At 70.2% G+C, this 19,339-nt stretch carries 19 protein-coding genes; 9 read left to right on the top strand and 10 right to left on the bottom strand.

The window, feature by feature from the left end; genetic code table 11:
* Positions 1-13: 13 nt before the first annotated feature.
* From E0F75_RS14780 to E0F75_RS14800, 5 genes are all read right to left on the bottom strand, one after another.
* Positions 14-808 carry an ABC transporter permease gene (locus tag E0F75_RS14780; protein ID WP_187623001.1) on the bottom strand — a complete coding sequence of 265 codons (795 nt, stop codon included), beginning with the start codon at positions 806-808 and terminating at the stop codon, positions 14-16.
* A complete protein-coding gene (locus E0F75_RS14785; protein WP_187623002.1) occupies positions 808-1,740 on the bottom strand; it encodes an ABC transporter permease in 933 nt (310 codons plus the stop codon). The genes E0F75_RS14780 and E0F75_RS14785 overlap by 1 nt, the downstream gene beginning before the upstream one ends.
* Complete coding sequence (locus E0F75_RS14790) at positions 1,737-2,885, bottom strand: ABC transporter ATP-binding protein (protein WP_187623003.1); 1,149 nt, start codon at positions 2,883-2,885, stop codon at positions 1,737-1,739. Before E0F75_RS14790 ends, E0F75_RS14785 begins: the two co-directional genes overlap by 4 nt.
* Positions 2,886-2,928: 43 nt before the next feature.
* Positions 2,929-4,176: a PotD/PotF family extracellular solute-binding protein gene (locus E0F75_RS14795; protein WP_187623004.1), complete on the bottom strand. Its 1,248-nt coding sequence runs from the start codon at positions 4,174-4,176 to the stop codon at positions 2,929-2,931.
* A 73-nt stretch (positions 4,177-4,249) separates the two neighbouring features.
* The gene (locus tag E0F75_RS14800; RefSeq protein ID WP_187623005.1) at positions 4,250-5,767 is read right to left on the bottom strand and encodes a gamma-aminobutyraldehyde dehydrogenase; all 1,518 of its coding nucleotides are present in this window, start codon (positions 5,765-5,767) and stop codon (positions 4,250-4,252) included.
* 175 nt (positions 5,768-5,942) lie between these two features.
* On the opposite strand from E0F75_RS14800, the gene E0F75_RS14805 reads away from it, so the two are divergent.
* On the top strand, positions 5,943-6,494 hold the full coding sequence (locus E0F75_RS14805; RefSeq protein ID WP_187623006.1) for an NADAR family protein: 552 nt from the start codon (positions 5,943-5,945) through the stop codon (positions 6,492-6,494).
* A gap of 287 nt (positions 6,495-6,781) precedes the next feature.
* Here the strand turns inward: E0F75_RS14805 and E0F75_RS14810 are convergent, their stop codons facing one another.
* The gene (locus E0F75_RS14810; RefSeq protein WP_187623007.1) at positions 6,782-7,480 is read right to left on the bottom strand and encodes a DUF4190 domain-containing protein; all 699 of its coding nucleotides are present in this window, start codon (positions 7,478-7,480) and stop codon (positions 6,782-6,784) included.
* Between the two features lie 75 nt (positions 7,481-7,555).
* On the opposite strand from E0F75_RS14810, the gene E0F75_RS14815 reads away from it, so the two are divergent.
* The 6 genes from E0F75_RS14815 to E0F75_RS14840 all read left to right on the top strand — a co-directional run bounded on the left by E0F75_RS14815 (position 7,556) and on the right by E0F75_RS14840 (position 13,306).
* On the top strand, positions 7,556-8,587 hold the full coding sequence (locus E0F75_RS14815; protein WP_187623008.1) for an adenosine deaminase: 1,032 nt from the start codon (positions 7,556-7,558) through the stop codon (positions 8,585-8,587).
* Positions 8,588-8,643: 56 nt separating this feature from the next.
* On the top strand, positions 8,644-9,369 hold the full coding sequence (locus E0F75_RS14820) for a glycerophosphodiester phosphodiesterase (protein ID WP_187623223.1): 726 nt from the start codon (positions 8,644-8,646) through the stop codon (positions 9,367-9,369).
* Positions 9,366-10,151, top strand: a complete 786-nt coding sequence (locus E0F75_RS14825) for an SAM-dependent methyltransferase (RefSeq protein ID WP_187623009.1) — start codon at positions 9,366-9,368, stop codon at positions 10,149-10,151. Before E0F75_RS14820 ends, E0F75_RS14825 begins: the two co-directional genes overlap by 4 nt.
* Before the next feature lie 60 nt (positions 10,152-10,211).
* Positions 10,212-11,312, top strand: coding sequence for a histidine kinase (locus E0F75_RS14830; RefSeq protein WP_308189581.1), 1,101 nt, complete (start codon positions 10,212-10,214; stop codon positions 11,310-11,312).
* Positions 11,309-12,022: a response regulator transcription factor gene (locus E0F75_RS14835; protein WP_187623010.1), complete on the top strand. Its 714-nt coding sequence runs from the start codon at positions 11,309-11,311 to the stop codon at positions 12,020-12,022. Before E0F75_RS14830 ends, E0F75_RS14835 begins: the two co-directional genes overlap by 4 nt.
* A 96-nt stretch (positions 12,023-12,118) precedes the next feature.
* Positions 12,119-13,306, top strand: a complete 1,188-nt coding sequence (locus E0F75_RS14840) for a serine hydrolase (protein ID WP_187623011.1) — start codon at positions 12,119-12,121, stop codon at positions 13,304-13,306.
* Between the two features lie 32 nt (positions 13,307-13,338).
* Here the strand turns inward: E0F75_RS14840 and E0F75_RS14845 are convergent, their stop codons facing one another.
* The 4 genes from E0F75_RS14845 to E0F75_RS14860 form a co-directional block, all read right to left on the bottom strand.
* Positions 13,339-13,884: a hypothetical protein gene (locus tag E0F75_RS14845; protein WP_187623012.1), complete on the bottom strand. Its 546-nt coding sequence runs from the start codon at positions 13,882-13,884 to the stop codon at positions 13,339-13,341.
* Positions 13,885-13,914: 30 nt separating this feature from the next.
* Positions 13,915-14,445, bottom strand: coding sequence for an HXXEE domain-containing protein (locus E0F75_RS14850; protein ID WP_187623013.1), 531 nt, complete (start codon positions 14,443-14,445; stop codon positions 13,915-13,917).
* A gap of 12 nt (positions 14,446-14,457) precedes the next feature.
* Entirely contained in the window at positions 14,458-15,624 is a 1,167-nt protein-coding gene (locus E0F75_RS14855) for a spermidine/putrescine ABC transporter substrate-binding protein (protein WP_187623225.1), read from the bottom strand.
* Positions 15,625-15,767: 143 nt separating this feature from the next.
* Positions 15,768-17,204, bottom strand: a complete 1,437-nt coding sequence (locus tag E0F75_RS14860; protein ID WP_187623014.1) for a gamma-aminobutyraldehyde dehydrogenase — start codon at positions 17,202-17,204, stop codon at positions 15,768-15,770.
* Between the two features lie 205 nt (positions 17,205-17,409).
* On the opposite strand from E0F75_RS14860, the gene E0F75_RS14865 reads away from it, so the two are divergent.
* Both E0F75_RS14865 and E0F75_RS14870 read left to right on the top strand, forming a co-directional pair.
* Positions 17,410-17,901, top strand: coding sequence for an Lrp/AsnC family transcriptional regulator (locus tag E0F75_RS14865; RefSeq protein WP_030322349.1), 492 nt, complete (start codon positions 17,410-17,412; stop codon positions 17,899-17,901).
* The gene (locus tag E0F75_RS14870) at positions 17,886-19,265 is read left to right on the top strand and encodes an aspartate aminotransferase family protein (protein WP_187623015.1); all 1,380 of its coding nucleotides are present in this window, start codon (positions 17,886-17,888) and stop codon (positions 19,263-19,265) included. The genes E0F75_RS14865 and E0F75_RS14870 overlap by 16 nt, the downstream gene beginning before the upstream one ends.
* The last annotated feature ends 74 nt before the right edge of the window (positions 19,266-19,339 follow it).

A 19,339-nucleotide genomic window follows, 5' to 3' on the forward strand; every position in this document is an offset into this window, starting at 1 on the left:
AGCTGCGTTCTGCTCAGGCCGTTGCTGTTTTCTTGCGCCGGTTCGTAATGATTTGCCCGGCCACGACCACCAGTACCGCGAGGACGAACATCGCGGTGCCGATGACGTTGATCTGAACGGGGGTTCCTCGCTGTGCCGAGCCCCAGACGAACATGGGGAAGGTGACGGTGGAGCCCGCGTTGAAGTTGGTGATGATGAAGTCGTCGAACGAGAGCGCGAAGGCGAGCAGGGCGCCGGCGGCGATGCCGGGGGCCGCGATCGGCAGGGTGACGCGCAGGAAGGTCTGCGTGGGTCCCGCGTAGAGATCGCGCGCGGCCTCCTCCAGACGCGGGTCCATGGACATGACCCGGGCCTTGACCGCCGTCACCACGAACGACAGACAGAACATGATGTGGGCGATCAGGACCGTCCAGAAGCCGAGCTCGATGCCCATGTTGAGGAAGAGCGTGAGCAGCGAGGCGGCCATGACGACCTCGGGCATCGCCATCGGCAGGAAGATCAGCGAGTTGATCGCGCCGCGGGCCCGGAAGCGGTAGCGGACGAGCGCGAAGGCGATCATCGTGCCGAGGACGACGGCGCCGACCGTCGCCCAGGCGGCGAGCTGGAGCGAGAGGGAGAGCGACTCGCACATGTCGGCGACGCCGCAGGGGTCCTTCCAGGCGTCGAGCGAGAACTCCTGCCAGGAGTAGTTGAAGCGCCCCTTCGGCCTGTTGAAGGAGAACGCCATCACGACGAGGTTCGGCAGGATCATGTACGCGAGCGTGAGCAGGCCCGCGATGACGACGAGGTTGCGACGGATCCAACGCATCAGACCAGGTCCTCCGTTCCCGCTCGGCGGATGTAGACGGTGACCATGGCCAGCACGATCGCCATGAGGATGAAGGAGAGCGCGGCCGCCGTCGGGTAGTCGAGGACCCGCAGGAACTGCGACTGGATGACGTTGCCGACCATCTTGGTGTCGGTCGAGCCGAGCAGTTCGGCGTTGACGTAGTCGCCGCTCGCCGGGATGAAGGTGAGCAGGGTGCCGGAGACGACGCCGGGCATCGACAGCGGGAAGGTCACCTTGCGGAAGGTGGTGGCCGGGGAGGCGTACAGGTCCTGCGCGGCCTCGTGCAGCCGGCCGTCGATCCGCTCCAGGGAGGTGTAAAGGGGCAGGATCATGAAGGGCAGGAAGTTGTACGTGAGGCCGCAGACGACCGCCATCGGGGTGGCGAGGACGCGGTCGCCCTCGGTCCAGCCGATCCAGCTGGTCACGTCGAGGACGTGCAGCGTGTTCAGCGCGTCGACGACGAGGCTGTCGTCGGCGAGGATCGTCTTCCAGGCCAGCGTCCGGATGAGGAAGCTGGTGAAGAAGGGTGCGATGACGAGGACGAGGAGCAGATTGCGCCAGCGGCCGGCCTTGAAGGCGATGAGGTACGCGAGCGGGTAGCCGAGCAGCAGACAGAGCAGGGTCGCGGTCCCGGCGTAGAGCAGGGAGCGGACGAACTGCGGCCAGTACTCCTGGAAGGCGTTCCAGTAGGTCTGGAAGTGCCAGGTGACCTTGAAGCCGGCTTCGAGCGAGCCGGTCTGGACCGAGGTCGAGGCCTGGTAGACCATCGGCAGCGCGAAGAAGACGAGCAGCCAGATGATGCCGGGCAGCAGCAGCCAGTAGGGGACGAGCCGCTTGCGGGTGGAGGGCTTGCGCAGAACCGGTTCCTCGACCGGTGCCGTCTCCTCCTTCGTGAGGGTAGTGGTGCTCATCCGGCGTCCTCCACCGTCTCCACGCCCGCGTCGATGTCCTGGGCGGCGTCGAGCCCGAAGGTGTGCGCCGGGTTCCAGTGCAGGACGACCTCGGCACCGGGGACCAGGCGGGTGTCCCGCTCGATGTTCTGCTCGTACACCTGGAGCTCCGCGCCGGCCGGCGAGTTCACCACGTACTGGGTGGAGACGCCGATGAACGAGGAGTCGGCGATCCGGCCGGTGACCCGGTTGCGGCCGTCGGCTATCGAACCGGCGTCGTCGGCGTGCGTCAGCGAGATCTTCTCGGGGCGGACGCCCACGAGCACCTTGCCGCCCTGGCGGACGGCGGAGGTACAGCGGTCGCCGGGGACGCGGAGCTTGCCGCCGCCGGCCGTGACGAGCACGTCGGCGCCGGTCTCGACGACCTCGGCCTCGATCAGGTTCGAGGTGCCGAGGAAGTTGGCGACGAAGGTGGTCTTCGGGTTCTCGTACAGGTCGGCGGGGGCGCCGAGCTGCTCGACGCGGCCGCCGTTCATCACCGCGACCTGGTCGGCCATCGTCATGGCCTCCTCCTGGTCGTGGGTGACGTGCACGAAGGTGATGCCGACCTCGGTCTGGATGCGCTTGAGCTCCAGCTGCATCTGGCGGCGCAGCTTGAGGTCGAGGGCGCCGAGCGGCTCGTCGAGGAGCAGCACCTGCGGGTGGTTGATGAGCGCGCGGGCCACGGCGACGCGCTGCTGCTGGCCGCCGGAGAGCTGGTGCGGCTTGTGCCGGGCCTTGTCGCCGAGCTGGACGAGCTCCAGCATGTCGTCGACCTGCTTCTTCACCGACTTGATGCCGCGGCGGCGCAGGCCGAAGGCGATGTTCTCGGTGATGTCCATGTGCGGGAAGAGCGCGTAGGACTGGAAGACGGTGTTGACCGGCCGCTTGTACGGCGGGAGGTCGGTGACGTCCTTGTCGCCGAGGAAGACGGTGCCGGTGCTGGGGTCCTCCAGGCCGGCGATCATCCGCAGCGTGGTGGTCTTGCCGCAGCCCGAGGCGCCGAGGAGGGCGAAGAAGGAGCCCTGCGGGACGGTCAGGTCGAGCGGGTGGACGGCGGTGAAGGAGCCGTACGACTTGCTGATCCCGGTGAGACGGACGTCGCCGCCGGTGGTCTTGTCAGTCATGGGTTGTGGTCCCAGGGAGTGAGAGAGGTGGACGACGGGGGCCTCAGGCGCCGATGAGCTTGGCGAACTTCTCCTCGTACGCCGTCTCCTCCGCGCTGGTGAGCGAGCGGAAGGCGTGCGACTTCTTGGCCATGGCCTTGTCCGGGAGGATCAGCGTGTTGTTCGCGAGTTCGGGGTCGATCTTGGCGAGCTCGTCCTTCACCCCGTCGACGGGGCACACGTAGTTGATGTACGCGGCGAGCTGGGCGGCGACGGGAAGCTCGTAGTAGTAGTCGATGAACTTCTCGGCGTTCGTCTTGTGCCGGGCCTGGGCGGGGACGAGCAGGTTGTCGCTGGAGGTGATGTAACCGGCCGACGGGATGGAGAACTTGATGTCCGGGTTGTCCGCCTGGAGCTGGATGATGTCGCCGGCCCAGGCGAGGCAGGCCGCGATGTCGCCCTTGTCCAGGTCGGAGGTGTAGTCGTTGCCGGTGAAGCGGCGGATCTGCTTCTTGTCGACGCCCTTCTGGAGGCGTCCGATCGCCGCGTCGTAGTCGGCGTCGGTGAAGTCGCCCGGGTCCTTGCCGAGGTCGAGCAGCGTCATGCCGACGGAGTCCCGCATCTCGGTGAGGAAGCCGACCCGGCCCTTGAGCGAGGGGTCGTCGAGGAGCTGGGTGACCGAGTCGACCTTCTTCCCGCCGGTCGCCTTGGCGTTGTACGCGATGACCGTGGAGATGCCGGTCCACGGGTACGAGTAGGCGCGGCCCGGGTCCCAGTCGGGGCTGCGGAACTGGGCGGAGAGGTTCGCGTACGCGTGGGGGAGGTTCGAGGAGTCGAGCTTCTGGACCCAGCCGAGCCGGATCATCCGGGCGGCGAGCCAGTCGGTGACGCAGATCAGGTCGCGGCCGGTGTCCTGGCCGGCCGCGAGCTGCGGCTTGATCTTGCCGAAGAACTCGACGTTGTCGTTGATGTCCTCGGTGTACTTGACCTTGATCCCGGTGCGCTTCGCGAACGCCTCCAGGGTCGGGCGGGACTTCTCGTCCTCGCTGACGTCCATGTACTCGGTCCAGTTGGAGAAGGCGAGGGTCTTCTCCTTGGCCGACACGTCGGTGGAGGCGGGCCCCTGGCCCTCCCGCTTGGCCGGCGGGATGCCGCAGGCGCTCAGGGACGCGAGGCCTCCGACGGTGAGCGCGCCGACACCGCCCGCGCGCAGCATCGAACGGCGGGTGAGGGCGCCCCGGCCGCTCGTCAGGCTGCGACGTATCGCCGCCGTCTGCGCGGCGGAGAGGCTGTCGGGCTCGTACTGCTCCATGCGCTGTGCCCTTTCGGGATGGTTGCGCCGCTGGTCGGGCGGCGAATGCCTCGCGGCGGTAGCCGCATATCGATTACGGACGGTCCCCGAAGATCGTGCGGTGCCAGTCCTTCGCGGCGACCGCGGTGTTGTCGAACATCACGTGCTTGACCTGCGTGTACTCCTCGAAGGAGTACGCCGACATGTCCTTCCCGTAGCCCGATGCCTTGGTGCCGCCGTGGGGCATCTCGCTGATGATCGGGATGTGGTCGTTGACCCAGACACAGCCGGCCTTGATCTCCCGGGTGGCGCGGTTGGCCCGGTAGACGTCCCGGCTCCAGGCCGAGGCGGCCAGGCCGTACGGGGTGTCGTTGGCGAGCCGGATGCCCTCGTCGTCGCTGTCGAAGGGGAGGGCCACCAGGACCGGGCCGAAGAGCTCCGACTGCACGACCTCACTGTCCTGCGCGGCGCCGGTGATCAGGGTCGGACGATAGTACGCACCGTCCTTGAGGTCTCCGCCAGGGGCTTCCCCGCCGGTGACGACGGTGGCGTAGCCGCGGGCCCGCTCGACGAAGGCGGCGACGCTGTCGCGGTGGCGGTGGCTGACGAGCGGGCCGAGGTCGGTGGCCGGGTCGAAGGGGTCGCCGAGCCGGACGGTCTCCATCAGTTCGGCGACGCGCGCGACGAACGCGTCGAAGAGCGGGCGCTGGACGTACGCGCGCGTGGCGGCGGTGCAGTCCTGGCCGCTGTTGATGAGGGAGGCGGCGACGGCACCGTGGGCGGCGGCCTCCAGGTCGGCGTCGTCGAAGACCACGAAGGGGGCCTTGCCGCCGAGTTCGAGGTGGAGGCGCTTCACGGTGGCGGTGGCGATCTCGGCGACCCGCTTGCCGACGGGGGTGGAGCCGGTGAAGGAGGTCATGACGACGTCGGGGTGACCGACGAGGTGTTCGCCGACGGTCTTCCCTGCGCCGTTGACGATGTTGACCACGCCGTCGGGGATGCCGGCCTCCTTCGCCGCCTGCGCGAACATCAGGGAGGTCAGCGGGGTGAGCTCGGCGGGCTTGAGGACGACCGTGTTGCCGGCGGCGATGGCCGGGAGGATCTTCCAGGCGGCCATCTGGAGCGGGTAGTTCCAGGGGGCGATGGAGCCGACGACGCCGATGGGTTCGCGGCGGATGTACGAGGTGTGGTCGCCGCTGTACTCGGCGGCGGACTGGCCCTGGAGGTGACGGGCGGCCCCCGCGAAGAAGGCGGTGTTGTCGACGGTGCCGGGCACGTCGAACTCGGTGGTGAGCCTGAGCGGCTTGCCGCACTGGAGGGACTCCACGCGGGCGAGGTCCTCGGCCCACTCGGCAAGGACGCCGGCGAAGCGGTGGAGCGCGTCGGAACGCTCGCCCGGGGTGGCGCCGGCCCAGCCGGGGAAGGCGGCCTTGGCGGCGGCGACGGCCTCGTCGACGTCGGCGGTGGAGGCGAGCGTGTAGGTGTACACGCTCTCCCCGGTCGCCGGATCGATCACGCTGTGTTCCTGACCGGAGGTTCCGGCGCGGAGCCGCCCGCCGATGTACTGTGCGCCGTCCGCGAAGCGGTCCGTCACCTGGAAGCGGTTGCCCATGACGCTCTCCGTTGTTCCAGCTCGAATTGAGTGCCGATCCTGACAGAGGGATGATGGCCCAACAAGTGATTCCGTTGTTGCCTTTTGGTTACGCGACGGAATCGGTCGACCATGTGTCGAGGCGGCCGGAATATCTCCGTACTAAGTGTCAGTGGCGGATGCCACACTCGCGTGCATGAGCGCGATCGAGACACTGACACAGCAGGTCAACCGGGGTGACCGTGTGAAGTGGCTGCACTTCTGGGGTCACCGTCCGCACCCGGAGGGTCGGCTTTCGGCGAGCTGTCTCAGCCAGTGGTGGCCTGCTCCCTTCGTGGTCGCCGGCGTGTCGTACGCGACGGCCGAGCACTGGATGATGGCGGCCAAGGCCCGGCTCTTCGAGGACGCCGAGGCGGAGCGCGCCGCGCTGTCCGCCCGTACCCCGGCGGAGGCCAAGAAGGCGGGCCGGCTCGTCCGCGGCTTCGACGAGACGGTGTGGGCGCGGGAGCGCTTCGGGATCGTCGTCGAGGGCAGCGTCCACAAGTTCTCCTCTGACGAGTCCCTGCGCGCCTATCTCCTCGGCACCGGCACCCGGGTCCTGGTGGAGGCGAGCCCCGTGGACCGCGTCTGGGGCATCGGCCTGGCGGCCGACGACCCGCGGGCCCACGACCCGGCGCGCTGGCGCGGCGACAACCTCCTGGGCTTCGCCCTGATGGAGGCACGGGAGCGGCTGCGCCAGGGCGCGTGAGAAGCGTCGGGTGGCTGCGCCGGGGCGAGCGAGAAGCGCCAGGGCGGCTGCGCCAGGGCGCGTGAGAAGCGCCGGGGCGGCTGCGCCAGGGCACGTAAGAAGCGTCGGGTAGCTGCGCCGGGGCGAGCGAGAAGCGCCGGGGCGGCTGCGCCAGGGCGCGTGAGAAGCGCCGGCGGGACGCCGAGGGCCCCGCACCTCATGAGGTGCGGGGCCCTTGACCGTGGGATCTCCCGGGGTGACCGTGGATCGCTCAGGGTGGGATCACCCGGAGTGACCGCAGGGGTCGTTCAGCGGCCGGCGCTCTCGACCACCAGGCTCGACGCGAACGGGTCCTCGTCGTAGCCGGAGTCCTCGAAGGACGTCGAGTCCTGGCTGACCGCCCAGATCACGAAGCCCAGGAAGACGGCGCTGACCAGGGTGCCGATGGCGCCCAGCACGATGCCCGCGATGGCCATGCCCCGGTTCGTCGCCTCGCCCCGGCCGCACTTCTTGATGCCGATGATGCCGAAGATCAGCGCCAGGATGCCGAGGATCGCGCCCAGGCCGTACAGGCAGAAGCCCGCCACCGCGATGATGCCGAGCACCATCGAGGCCGTCCCCATGCCGTTGGAAGGGGACTGCTGCCAGCCGGCTGTCTGGCCGGGGTAGCCGCCGGGCGACGGGTAGCCGGGATAGCCGTACCCGGAGCTCGTCGGGGCGGGCGGCGGGGTCACCGCCGACGGGTACCCGTATCCGCCGGACGTGTCCGCCGCGGGGTAGCCGTACGCGCCGGGCGTGGCCGCGGGCCCGCCGGGTGCGACCGGTGGCGGCGGCACGTCGTGGGGACCGGGCTGCGCCAGCGGAACGGACGTGACGGTCTGCTGGTCGTGCACCGGCGACGGCGACGGAGTCGCCGGCTTGCTCAGCTCCACCCCGTCGCGGTTCGGCGGAGCCCACGGGTCCGTCGGGTCGTACCCGCCCCGCGACTGGTCTTGGTTGTCAGACATGGGCCTCCCCCATCATGGTCCCGCCATGCTACGGCCTCACCCCTGAGGGGTAACCGTCCGGCCTACGATGACGGGATGACCGATCTCCATCCCTTCATCGCGGGCCTGCCCAAGGCAGAGCTGCACGTCCACCACGTCGGCTCCGCCTCTCCCCGGATCGTCGCCGAGCTCGCCGCCCGGCACCCCGACTCCAAGGTCCCCACGGACCCGGAGGCGCTGACCGACTACTTCTCGTTCACCGACTTCGCGCACTTCATCGACGTCTACCTCTCGGTCGTCGACCTGGTCCGCACCCCCGAGGACGTCCGGCTGCTGACCTTCGAGGTCGCCCGTGACATGGCCCGGCAGAACATCCGGTACGCCGAGCTGACCATCACCCCCTACTCCTCCACCCGCCGGGGCATCGACGAGCGTGCCTTCATGGCGGCCATCGAGGACGCCCGCAAGGCGGCCGAGGCCGAGTTCGGCACCATCCTGCGCTGGTGCTTCGACATCCCTGGCGAGGCCGGCCTGGTCTCCGCCGAGGAGACCGCCCGTCTCGCCACCACCGACGGGCTGCGCCCCGAGGGCCTGGTCTCGTTCGGCCTCGGCGGCCCGGAGATCGGCGTGCCGCGCCCGCAGTTCAAGCCGTACTTCGACCGGGCGCGGGCGGCCGGCCTGCACTCCGTCCCGCACGCGGGCGAGACGACCGGCCCGCAGACGATCTGGGACGCGATCAACGACCTGGGCGCCGAGCGCATCGGCCACGGCACCAGCTCGGTCCAGGACCCGGCGCTCCTCGCCCACCTGGCCGAGCACCGCATCGCCCTGGAGGTCTGCCCGACCTCGAACATCGCCACCCGGGCCGTCGCCACCCTGGACGAGCACCCGATCCGGCAGATGGTGGACGCCGGCGTCCTCGTCACGATCAACAGCGACGACCCGCCGATGTTCGGCACCGACCTCAACAACGAGTACGCGGTCGCCGCCCGGCTCCTCGGCCTCGACGAGCGCGGTGTCGCCGCCCTCGCGAAGAACGCGGTGGAGGCCTCGTTCCTCGACCCGGCCGGGAAGGCCAGGATCGCCGCCGAGATCGACACGTACACCGACACCTGGCTCGCGCGCTGACGACTGGCTCGCGCACCCACGACGGCGAGAATGGGCCCATGGACTCCGACACCGCCATGGACCCGACCGCCGTCGCGAAAGCCGCCGAGGCCACGGCCTCCGTCACCGTCGTGGGCCATCGCGGCGACCCGTACCGCGTCCGCGAGAACACCCTCGACTCGATCGCCTCGGCGGTCGAGCGGGGGGCGGACGCGGTCGAGGTCGACGTCCGGCTGACGAAGGACGGCGTGCCCGTCCTTCTCCACGACGACACCCTGAAGCGTCTGTGGGGCCACGACCGCCCGCTCTCCGCGCTCTCGTACGAGCAGGTCCGGGAGCTGACGTACGGCGGGGTCCCGACCCTGCGCGAGGCGCTGCTCACCGCCGGGGAGAAGCGGCTGATGCTGGACCTGCCGGGCGGGAACGAGGACTCGGTCCGCGCGATCGTCCGTACGGTCCGCGAGTGCGGCGCCGGGGAGCGCGTCTACTACTGCGCGGGGGCCGTCGCCATGCTCCAGGTGCGCGCCGCCGACCCCGCCGCCGAGATCGCCCTCACCTGGACCTCGCTCGCGCCGCCCCGCCCGATCCTGCTCGACGTGGTCCGGCCCCGCTGGCTCAACTACCGCTTCGGCCTGGTGAGTCGGGCCCTGACCGACCGGGTGCACCGGGACGGTCTCCTCGTCTCGGCATGGACGGCGGACACCTCCCGCACCATGCGTAAGCTGATCAAGAACGGGGTCGACTCGATCACCACGAACCGGGTCGACGCACTCGCCGCCGTCCTGCGAAAGGCTCAGGGATGAACGACCGGATCCGGACCGACATCGCGCACAACGCCCGGGTGTGGAACTACTGGCTGGGCGGCAAGGACAACTACCCGGTCGACCGCGCCGTCGGCGACCAGGTCACCGGCTTCTACCCGAGCATCGGCGAAGTGGCCCGCGCGGACCGGGCGTTCCTCGGCCGCGCCGTCACCTTCCTCGCCGCGGACGCCGGGACGCGCCAGTTCCTCGACATCGGTACGGGCCTGCCGACCGCCGACAACACCCACGAGGTCGCGCAGCGGGTCGCGCCCGACGCCCGGATCGTCTACGTCGACAACGACCCGATCGTCCTCACCCACGCCCGCGCGCTCCTCACCAGCGCGCCGGAGGGCGTCACCGAGTACGTGGACGCCGACGCCCACGACCCGGAGAAGATCCTGGCGGCGGCCGGTGCGACGCTCGACCTCTCCCGGCCGGTCGCCGTGATGATGCTCGGCATCCTCAACTTCGTCCTGGACACCACCGAGGCCCGGACGATCGTCCGCACGCTGATGGACGCCGTCCCCTCCGGGAGCCACCTGGTGCTGACCCACCCCACCCTGGAGCCGGAGCTCGGCGGCGAGGGCAACAAGGCCGCCATGGCCTTCTGGAACGAGAACGCGACCCCGCCGATCACCGCCCGCAGCCGCGCCGAGTTCGCCTCCTTCTTCGAGGGCCTCGACCTCCTGGAGCCGGGCATCCTCTCCTGCTCGCGCTGGCGCGCGACGAGCCAGGACGCGCCGGTGGTCGCACAGTTCGGCGCGGTGGGCCGCAAGCCGTAATGGGCATACGGGGGGAGGTGCGCGGCCGGTGGGAGCTGGAGCGGTGCCAACCCGTGGGCGGTGGACCTCGGGATCGCGCTGCTCGTCCAGGCGGCGATGACGATGCCGTTCGTGGTGCCGCGCCCGCCCGAGATCGAGCCGGCGACCTGGGCCGCGTACGGGCTGACGACGCTCACGGTGGTCCCGCTCGTCTGGCGGCGGCGCGCGCCGGTCGCCGTACTCCTGGCGATCCTGGCGACGAGCACGCTGTACGTCCTGGCCCTGGAGGGTCCGGGCCAGCCGCTGCCGTACACCGGGCTCGTCATCGTCTACACGATCGCGCACCTCTCCTCGCCGGGGAAGCGGCTCGCGACGGCCGGGCTCATGGTCGTCGCGGTGCCCGTCTCGGTCTGGCTCAACACCGGGTCGGCCCGTGAACTGACCTTCTCGCTCTTCGTGTTCGGCGCCGCCTATGTCTTCGGCCGGCTCCAGGACGCCCGGCAGCGCGCGCACCTGATCGAGGCGGAGCGGGCCGCCGCACGGGAACGGGCCCGGATCGCACGGGAGATGCACGACATCCTGTCGCACGCGGTGAGCCTGATGATCGTGCAGGCGGAGGCGGGCCCGGTGGCGGTGCGGGCGGCACCGGAGCGCGCGGAGGCCGCGTTCGAGGCGATCTCGGAGACGGGCCGCGAGGCGATGACCCAGTTGCGGCAGATGCTGGGGCTGCTGCGGGAGGGGCCCGAGGGGGCGCCGCCCCGCGAGCCGCAGCCGGACGTCTCCGGGATCCCCGCGCTGGTCGAGCGGGTGAGGGCCGGCGGTCTGCTTGTGGAGTACACGACGGAGGGCGGGGTACGGGCGCTGCCGGCGGCGACCGGCGCGAGCGCCTACCGGATCGTGCAGGAGGCCCTGACGAACGTCGTCAAGCACGCGGGCGCCCACCGGGCCGACGTCCGGCTCGCCCACGCCGACGGCGTCCTGGGGGTCACGGTGACGGACGACGGTCGCGGCTCCGCGCCGGGGCCGGCCGGACGCGGCTCCGGCGGCCACGGCCTCACCGGCATCCGGGAGCGGGCCGCCGCGCACGGCGGGACGGTGACGACCGGCCCCGGGCCGGGCGGCCGGGGGTTCGAGGTGCGGGTCCTGCTCCCCGTACCCTCCACGGCGGAGGTGGGCAGATGACGACGATCCGGGTGGTGGTCGCGGACGACCAGGAACTGGTCCGCAGCGGCTTCGCGATGATCCTCGACGCACAGCCGGACATCGAGGTCGTGGCGGAGGCCGGGGACGGCGCCGAGGCGGTCGAGGCGGTGCGCCGGCACGCCCCGGACGTGGCGCTGCTCGACATCCGGATGCCCGGCACCGACGGCATCGAGGCCTGCCGGGCGATCAGCGCGGGCACCGGCTGCCGGACGGTGATCCTGACGACCTTCGACACCGACGCGTATGTGTACGAGGCGCTGCACGCGGGCGCGAGCGGCTTCCTCCTCAAGGACGTGCGCCGAGACGATCTGGTGCACGCGGTACGGGTGGTGGCGGCGGGCGACTCGCTGCTCGCACCGTCCGTGGCCCGCCGTCTGGTGGAGCAGTACACCGCGGGCGGCCCGCGCAGGACCGCCCCCGACCCCCGGCTCGACGTGCTGACGGGCCGGGAGCGGGAGACCCTGCTGTTCCTCGCGCGTGGTCTCTCCAACGCGGAGATCGCGGCGGAGCTGGTGGTCAGCGACCACACGGTGAAGACCCACGTGGGGAACGTGCTCGCCAAACTCGGCCTGCGGGACCGGATCCAGGCGGTGATCTGCGCGTACGAGACGGGTCTGGTCGCGGCGGGCTCTCCCCCGCCCGGGGGAGGCGAGGGGCCGGGCCCCTCCCCCGTGTCGGCGAGGAACTGACCGGCGAAAGACCGCCGGTGCGGGCGATCCGTCGATCGCCGCAGGTCAGCAGGATGGAGCCATCGAGAACAACGGCTCACACCACCGGAGTTGACCATGAGGAAGTCCACCCGCACGCTGCTCGCCGCGGCCCTGGTCCTGGGGGTCGCGGCGAGCCCGGCCCTGACCCCGGCCTTCGCGGCACCCCCGTCCTTCGCGACGCCCCCGGCGGCCGCGTCGACGGCACGGCCGGCGAGCCCGGACCTGAGCGCGGTGATCGCCGGGCTCCCCCGGGCCGATGCCACGGCCGCGCTCGTCCGGGTCGGCGGCACCGAGGGTTCCTGGCAGGGCAGTTCAGGTGTCCACGACCTGACGACCGGCGCCCCGGCGGACCCGGCCGCCCGCTTCCGCGCCGGATCGGTGACGAAGGTCTTCACTGCGGCGACCGTCCTCCAGCTGGCGTCCGAGCGCCGGATCGACCTGGACCGCACGGCCCGCTCGTACCTGCCGGAGCTGATCCCCGGCCGGTACGCCACGGTGACCGTGCGCCAGCTCCTGAACCACACCCACGGCATCCCGGCCCCCGAACTGGCCGTCGGCGACACGGTGGAGGAGTGGTACGCCCACCGCTTCGACGTCCACAGCCCGGAGGCCATGGTCCGCTCGGCGACGGCGAAGCCGCGCGAGTTCCGGCCCGGCACGAGGCAGCACTACCTCAACATCGGGTACACGATCGCCGGTCTGATCGTGGAGCGGGTGACGGGCGACTCGTACGAGCACCAGGTGGAGCGGCGGATCCTGCGCCCGCTGGGCCTGCGGGACACGTACCTCCCGGGCGAGGCGGCCGAGCTCGTCGGCCCGTACAACCACGGCTACCAGAGCATGCGGCTCGACGACGGGACGACCGGGCTGCGGGACGTCTCGGTGTGGGGGGTGACGGACGGCTGGGCGGCCGGTGACCTGGTCTCGACCACGGCCGACCTGGAGCGGTTCACCCGGGCGCTGTTCGCGGGCCGGGTGGTGCGCGGGCCGCTCCTGGAGGAGATGTTCACGCTGCCGAAGGTCACGGACCTGAAGTCCGGTGACCCGGCCGCGTACGCCGCGGGTCTGTCGATGAAGAGGCTCGGCGGCCGCGAGGTGTGGGGCAAGACCGGCGGCCGCTGGGGGTACAACGCGGCCATCGCCTCCACCCGCCACGGCGAGCGCACCCTCGTCTACAGCGTCAACTCCACCGACGCGAAGGGCCAGGACATGAACCCGACCGCCCTGAACGTCATGGTCGCGGCGTACGGCCTGCCGGACTAGGGCCTGTCCGACCCTGATCCGCCGGACAGACCCTAGCGGGCTCCGGCCGGCACGGGCGCCGGCTCCGGTGCCGTGTCGGCTTCGAGCCGCTTGATCAGCCGGCGTACGTGGAGCAGCGGCAGGATCCCTATGACGCCGAAGGACATGTCGATGACCGACCACCAGAAGGGGATGTCCCGGAGGGGTCCGCAGATCAGGGCGAGCGGAATGATGCCGACGCAGGCGATCATGCCGAACTCGACGACCCAGATGTTGCGGACGGGGTCGCGGTAGGCGCCGTAGAAGGCGACCGCGATGACGAGGTGGGCGAAGGCGAGCCAGTCGGTGCCGTAGAGCAGGTACGGGGCCTGCTCGTCGGCGGTCTCGACGCCGCCGCGCACCCGGTCGATCCATTCGGCGAGCCCGGGGAGGAGGTCGGCCACGGGAGCCGCCCACCCGTCGAGCGAGGAGTCCAGCAGCCGGAGTTCGGTGACGAGCGGGAACGCGGTGATCCCGCTCAGGACCAGGCAGACGACGAAGACGATCAGCCAGACGCGGATGTGCGTGAGAAGGGCTCTCGGCCCGTTCGAGTCGCTCATGAAGGCAGCGTACGCCCCTCTTGAACGCGTTCAGAAATGGGGGGTCAGTCGGCGCGCCACCGCGTGCGCGACGACGGTGGCGGCCGCCGCCACCCCCAGGCCGGTGACCGTGCCGCGGAGTCCGGCCGGGCGGAGCACGCCCGCCCGGCGCAGCCGGCCGCGCGCCCAGAGGGTGAAGGGGATGACCACGAGCGGCGAGGTCACCGAGCCGGGTGTCACCCTTCGCACGGCGGCGGCCTGCGCGAGGTGGACGAGGCCGTGCAGGCCGAAGCCGTTCAACGCCCCCTGATAGAAGGCGGACCGGCCCCCGGTGCGGGCCCCGGCCACGGCGGCGGCGCCGACGACGGTCGCCATCACCCCGACGGCGAGGGCGAATTCGCGCTCGTCGACGGACTCGGCGGCCTTCCAGACCGCCTCCGGCACGCCGGGGAACCGCTCGCGCAGCATCGGCAGGTTCTCCCGCAGCCAGCGGGGTCCGAGGACCAGCTCCTCGGCGTCGTGGACGGCCCAGGCGAGGAACAGTCCGTAGGTGGCGAGCGGGTTCGGGTGGGATGGGGTCACGTCCGGCTCAACTCACAGGCCGACGATCGCGTTCCACCTCTTCGTGAAGTCCTGCCGCTCCTGGGCGGTGATGTCCCGGGCGATCGCGAGGCGTCCCCGCATGTCCGCGTCCGGGAAGATCAGCGGGTCCTCCGCGAGCGCCACGAGCTCCTCGTCGCCGGAGTCCGCGAGGACCTTCTGCGCGGCCGGCACCGGGCAGACGTAGTTGACCCAGGCGGCGAGTTCGGCGGCGACCTCGGGCTCGTAGTAGTAGTCGACGAGCTTCTCGGCGTTGGTCTTGTGGTGCGCGAGGTTGGGGATCATGAGGGACTCGGCCCACAGTTCGGCGCCCTCCTCGGGGACGACGAACTCGATGTCCGGGTTGTCGGCCTGGAGCTGGATGACGTCGCCCGAGTACGCCTGACAGGCCAGCACGTCGCCGGTCGACAGGTCCTTGATGTAGTCGTTGCCGGTGAAGCGGCGGATGTGCCGCTTCTTCACGAGACCCTCGATCTGCTCGCACAGGGCGTGGAAGTCGTCGCCGGTCCACCGGGTGACGTCGACACCCCTGCCCATCATGAGCAGCGCGAAGGACTCGTCGAGGCCGGACAGCAGGGTGACCTTGCCGCGCAGGTCGTCGGCCCACAGCTCCTTGGTGGAGCGGAGCTCCCGGCCGAGCTTCCTGCGGTTGTACGCGATGCCGGTGATCCCGGACTGCCAGGGGACGCTGTGCAGCCGGCCCGGGTCGAAGGCGGGCGAGCGGAGCTGCGGGTCGAGGTGCTCGGTGACGTTCGGCTGGGTGGCGCGGTTCATCTCCTGGGCCCAGCCGAGGCGGACGAAGCGGGCGGCCATCCAGTCGCTGACGACGATCAGATCGCGGCCGGTCTCCTGGTGGTTCATCAGGGACGGGCTGATCTTGCCGAAGAACTCGTCGTTGTCGTTGATCTCCTCGGTGTACCGGACGGAGATCCCGGTGCGCTTCCTGAACGCGTCGAGGGTCGGGCGCTTCCTGGCGTCCTCGTCATCGGTGTCGATGTAGAGCGGCCAGTTGGCGAAGTCGAGCGTCCGGTCCCGGGCGGAGAGGTCGCGGCCGGCCCGGTCGCCCTCGTCGACGTAGGCGGCGGGGACCCCGCATCCGGCGGCGAGCAGGCTCGCGGCCCCGGCACCGCCGATGCCGCGCAGCAGGGACCGGCGGGAGATGTTGTTCCTGACTGTCGCTCTCACCCGTGCAGCATCGCGGCAGGCCACCGGCCGGGGCAATGGACGCTCCGTCGAGCGACGCGGCGCGGCCCCGACACCCTGTCGACCGGGGTGCCGGGGCCGCGTGGCGTTCAGGCGGGGGTTCAGCCCAGGGAGGTCATGACGTGCTTGATGCGCGTGTAGTCCTCGAAGCCGTAGCCGGAGAGGTCCTTGCCGTAGCCGGACTTCTTGAAGCCGCCGTGGGGCATCTCGGCGACCAGCGGGATGTGGGTGTTGATCCACACACAGCCGAAGTCGAGCGACTTGGACATGCGCATCGCGCGCGCGTGGTCCTTGGTCCAGACGGAGGAGGCGAGGGCGTACTCGACGCCGTTCGCGAACTCCAGGGCCTGGGCCTCGTCCGTGAAGGACTGGACGGTGATGACGGGGCCGAAGACCTCGTTCTGCACGATCTCGTCGTCCTGCTTGAGGCCGGAGACGACGGTCGGGGCGTAGAAGTAGCCCTTGTCGCCGACCCGGTGGCCGCCGGCCTGGACCTTGGCGTGCGCCGGGAGGCGGTCGACGAAGCCGGTGACCTGCTTCAGCTGGTTGGCGTTGTTGAGCGGGCCGTAGAGCACGTCCTCGTCGTCCGGCTGACCGGTCTTGGTCTCGGAGGCGGCCTTGGCGAGCGCGGCGACGAACTCGTCGTGGATGGACTCGTGCACGAGGACGCGGGTGGCGGCCGTACAGTCCTGGCCGGCGTTGAAGAAGCCGGCGACGGAGATGTCCCCGACGGCCTTCTCGATGTCGGTGTCCTCGAAGACCACGACCGGGGCCTTGCCGCCCAGCTCCAGGTGGACGCGCTTGACGTCCTTGGCCGCCGACTCGGCGACCTGCATGCCGGCGCGCACGGAGCCGGTGATGGAGGCCATGGCGGGGGTCGGGTGCTCGACCATCGCCTTGCCCGTCTCACGGTCGCCGCAGACGACGTTGAAGACGCCCTTGGGGAGGATCTGGCCGATGATCTCCGCCATCAGGACGGTCGACGCGGGGGTCGTGTCCGAGGGCTTGAGGACGACGGTGTTGCCCGCGGCGAGCGCCGGGGCGAACTTCCACACGGCCATCATCATCGGGTAGTTCCACGGCGCGACCTGGGCGCAGACGCCCACGGGCTCGCGGCGGACGATGGAGGTCATGCCCTCCATGTACTCGCCGGCCGAGCGGCCTTCGAGCATCCGGGCGGCACCGGCGAAGAAGCGGATCTGGTCCACCATGGGCGGGATCTCTTCGCTCGCCGTGAGGGCGATGGGCTTTCCGGTGTTCTGGACCTCGGCGGCGATCAGGTCCTCGGCGCGCTCCTCGAAGGCGTCGGCGATCTTGAGGAGCGCCTTCTGGCGCTCGGACGGCGTGCTGTCACGCCAGGCGGGGAAGGCGGCCGCGGCGGCCTCCATCGCGGCGTCGACGTCAGCCTGGCCCGAGAGCGGGGAGGTGGCGTACACCTCGCCGGTGGCCGGGTTGACCACCTCGATGGTGCGGCCGTCGGCCGCGTCGCGGAACTCCCCGTTGATGTAGTTACGCAGCCGGCGCAGCTCGGTGGTCACTTGCCACCCCTCCTGTCACGTTCTGTCGTCGCACGTCCTTGTGCGGTGTCCCGATGGGCGAGACACCTCAGCCTAGTCGCTCGGCTGACGCTTTCAACAGGCCCAACCCTCTCCAACTTCGGATTCCGTGAGTTTCACGCCCCTCGACAACGAATTACATCGCTCTGGGGTTGCAAGACCGACATTCTCGGTGCACAGTGAAGCCGTGGCCAGTCGAAGCACAGAACCCAGAACCGGAACCGGTTCGTCCCCGACGATCGACGCCGTCTCCCTGGCGATCATCGAACAGCTCCAGGAGGACGGTCGCCGTCCCTACGCGGCGATCGGCAAGGCCGTGGGCCTCTCCGAGGCCGCCGTGCGGCAGCGCGTCCAGAAGCTGCTCGATCAGGGCGTCATGCAGATCGTCGCCGTCACCGACCCGCTCACCGTGGGCTTCCGGCGGCAGGCGATGGTCGGCATCAACGTCGAGGGTGACCTTGATCCGGTTGCGGAAGCCCTGACGGCCATGGCCGAATGCGAGTACGTGGTGATGACCGCGGGCTCCTTCGACCTGATGGTGGAGGTCGTCTGCGAGGACGACGACCACCTGCTGGATGTGATCAACAAGCGCATCCGCACCCTCCCCGGCGTGCGCTCCACCGAGAGCTTCGTCTACCTCAAGCTCAAGAAGCAGACCTATATGTGGGGAACTCGATAATCGTGACCCAGGACCTCTCCAAGACCGCGTACGACCACCTGTGGATGCACTTCACCCGCATGTCGTCGTACGAGAACTCGCCCGTTCCCACCATCGTGCGTGGTGAGGGCACCTACATCTTCGACGACAAGGGCAAGCGCTACCTCGACGGTCTCGCGGGTCTCTTCGTGGTCAACGCCGGACACGGCCGCGAGGAGCTGGCCGAGGTCGCGTACAAGCAGGCCAAGGAGCTCGCGTTCTTCCCCGTGTGGTCGTACGCGCACCCCAAGGCCGTCGAGCTCGCCGAGCGTCTCGCGGACTACGCGCCGGGCGACCTGAACAAGGTCTTCTTCACCACCGGTGGCGGCGAGGCCGTCGAGACCGCGTGGAAGCTCGCCAAGCAGTACTTCAAGCTGCAGGGCAAGCACACCAAGTACAAGGTCATCTCGCGTGCGGTCGCCTACCACGGCACCCCGCAGGGCGCCCTGTCCATCACCGGTCTGCCGGCCCTGAAGGCCCCCTTCGAGCCGCTGGTCCCCGGCGCGCACAAGGTGCCGAACACCAACATCTACCGCGCCCCGATCCACGGCGACGACCCCGAGGCCTTCGGCCGCTGGGCCGCAGACCAGATCGAGCAGGAGATCCTCTTCGAGGGCGCCGACACCGTCGCGGCGGTCTTCCTGGAGCCGGTGCAGAACGCCGGCGGCTGCTTCCCGCCGCCGCCCGGCTACTTCCAGCGCGTCCGCGAGATCTGCGACCAGTACGACGTGCTGCTCGTCTCCGACGAGACGATCTGCGCCTTCGGCCGCCTCGGCACGATGTTCGCCTGTGACAAGTTCGGCTACGTGCCGGACATGATCACCTGCGCCAAGGGCATGACCTCGGGCTACTCCCCGATCGGCGCCTGCATCGTCTCGGACCGCATCGCGGAGCCCTTCTACAAGGGCGACAACACCTTCCTCCACGGCTACACCTTCGGTGGCCACCCGGTGTCGTCGGCGGTCGCCATCGCCAACCTCGACATCTTCGACAAGGAAGGCCTGAACCAGCACGTCCTCGACCAGGAGGGCAACTTCTTCGACACCCTGAAGAAGCTGCACGACCTCCCGATCGTCGGCGACGTCCGCGGCAACGGCTTCTTCTACGGCATCGAGCTCGTCAAGGACAAGGTCACCAAGGAGTCCTTCACGGACGAGGAGACCGAGCGCGTCCTGTACGGCTTCCTCTCCAAGGCGCTCTTCGAGAACGGTCTGTACTGCCGTGCCGACGACCGTGGCGACCCGGTCATCCAGCTCGCCCCGCCGCTGATCGCCGACCAGGGCACCTTCGACGAGATCGAAGGCATCCTGCGCTCGGTGCTCACCGAGGCCTGGACCAAGCTCTAAGGTCCCCGCCGCGCGAGGCACACGACATCACGCCGCCCTCACGGCGTGACCCCGGCCCGGGCATGCCGCCATCC

It is taken from the genome of Streptomyces sp. CB02980 (assembly GCF_014451325.2).
Lineage (GTDB): Bacteria > Actinomycetota > Actinomycetes > Streptomycetales > Streptomycetaceae > Streptomyces.

Excerpts from the sequence above, each read along its gene's own strand:
- E0F75_RS14780 (WP_187623001.1), bottom strand. The coding sequence starts at position 808 with ATGCGTTGGATCCGTCGCAACCTCGTCGTCATCGCGGGCCTGCTCACG.
- E0F75_RS14785 (WP_187623002.1), bottom strand. The coding sequence starts at position 1,740 with ATGAGCACCACTACCCTCACGAAGGAGGAGACGGCACCGGTCGAGGAA.
- E0F75_RS14790 (WP_187623003.1), bottom strand. The coding sequence starts at position 2,885 with ATGACTGACAAGACCACCGGCGGCGACGTCCGTCTCACCGGGATCAGC.
- E0F75_RS14795 (WP_187623004.1), bottom strand. The coding sequence starts at position 4,176 with ATGGAGCAGTACGAGCCCGACAGCCTCTCCGCCGCGCAGACGGCGGCG.
- E0F75_RS14800 (WP_187623005.1), bottom strand. The coding sequence starts at position 5,767 with ATGGGCAACCGCTTCCAGGTGACGGACCGCTTCGCGGACGGCGCACAG.
- E0F75_RS14805 (WP_187623006.1), top strand. The coding sequence starts at position 5,943 with ATGAGCGCGATCGAGACACTGACACAGCAGGTCAACCGGGGTGACCGT.
- E0F75_RS14810 (WP_187623007.1), bottom strand. The coding sequence starts at position 7,480 with ATGTCTGACAACCAAGACCAGTCGCGGGGCGGGTACGACCCGACGGAC.
- E0F75_RS14815 (WP_187623008.1), top strand. The coding sequence starts at position 7,556 with ATGACCGATCTCCATCCCTTCATCGCGGGCCTGCCCAAGGCAGAGCTG.
- E0F75_RS14820 (WP_187623223.1), top strand. The coding sequence starts at position 8,644 with ATGGACCCGACCGCCGTCGCGAAAGCCGCCGAGGCCACGGCCTCCGTC.
- E0F75_RS14825 (WP_187623009.1), top strand. The coding sequence starts at position 9,366 with ATGAACGACCGGATCCGGACCGACATCGCGCACAACGCCCGGGTGTGG.
- E0F75_RS14835 (WP_187623010.1), top strand. The coding sequence starts at position 11,309 with ATGACGACGATCCGGGTGGTGGTCGCGGACGACCAGGAACTGGTCCGC.
- E0F75_RS14840 (WP_187623011.1), top strand. The coding sequence starts at position 12,119 with ATGAGGAAGTCCACCCGCACGCTGCTCGCCGCGGCCCTGGTCCTGGGG.
- E0F75_RS14845 (WP_187623012.1), bottom strand. The coding sequence starts at position 13,884 with ATGAGCGACTCGAACGGGCCGAGAGCCCTTCTCACGCACATCCGCGTC.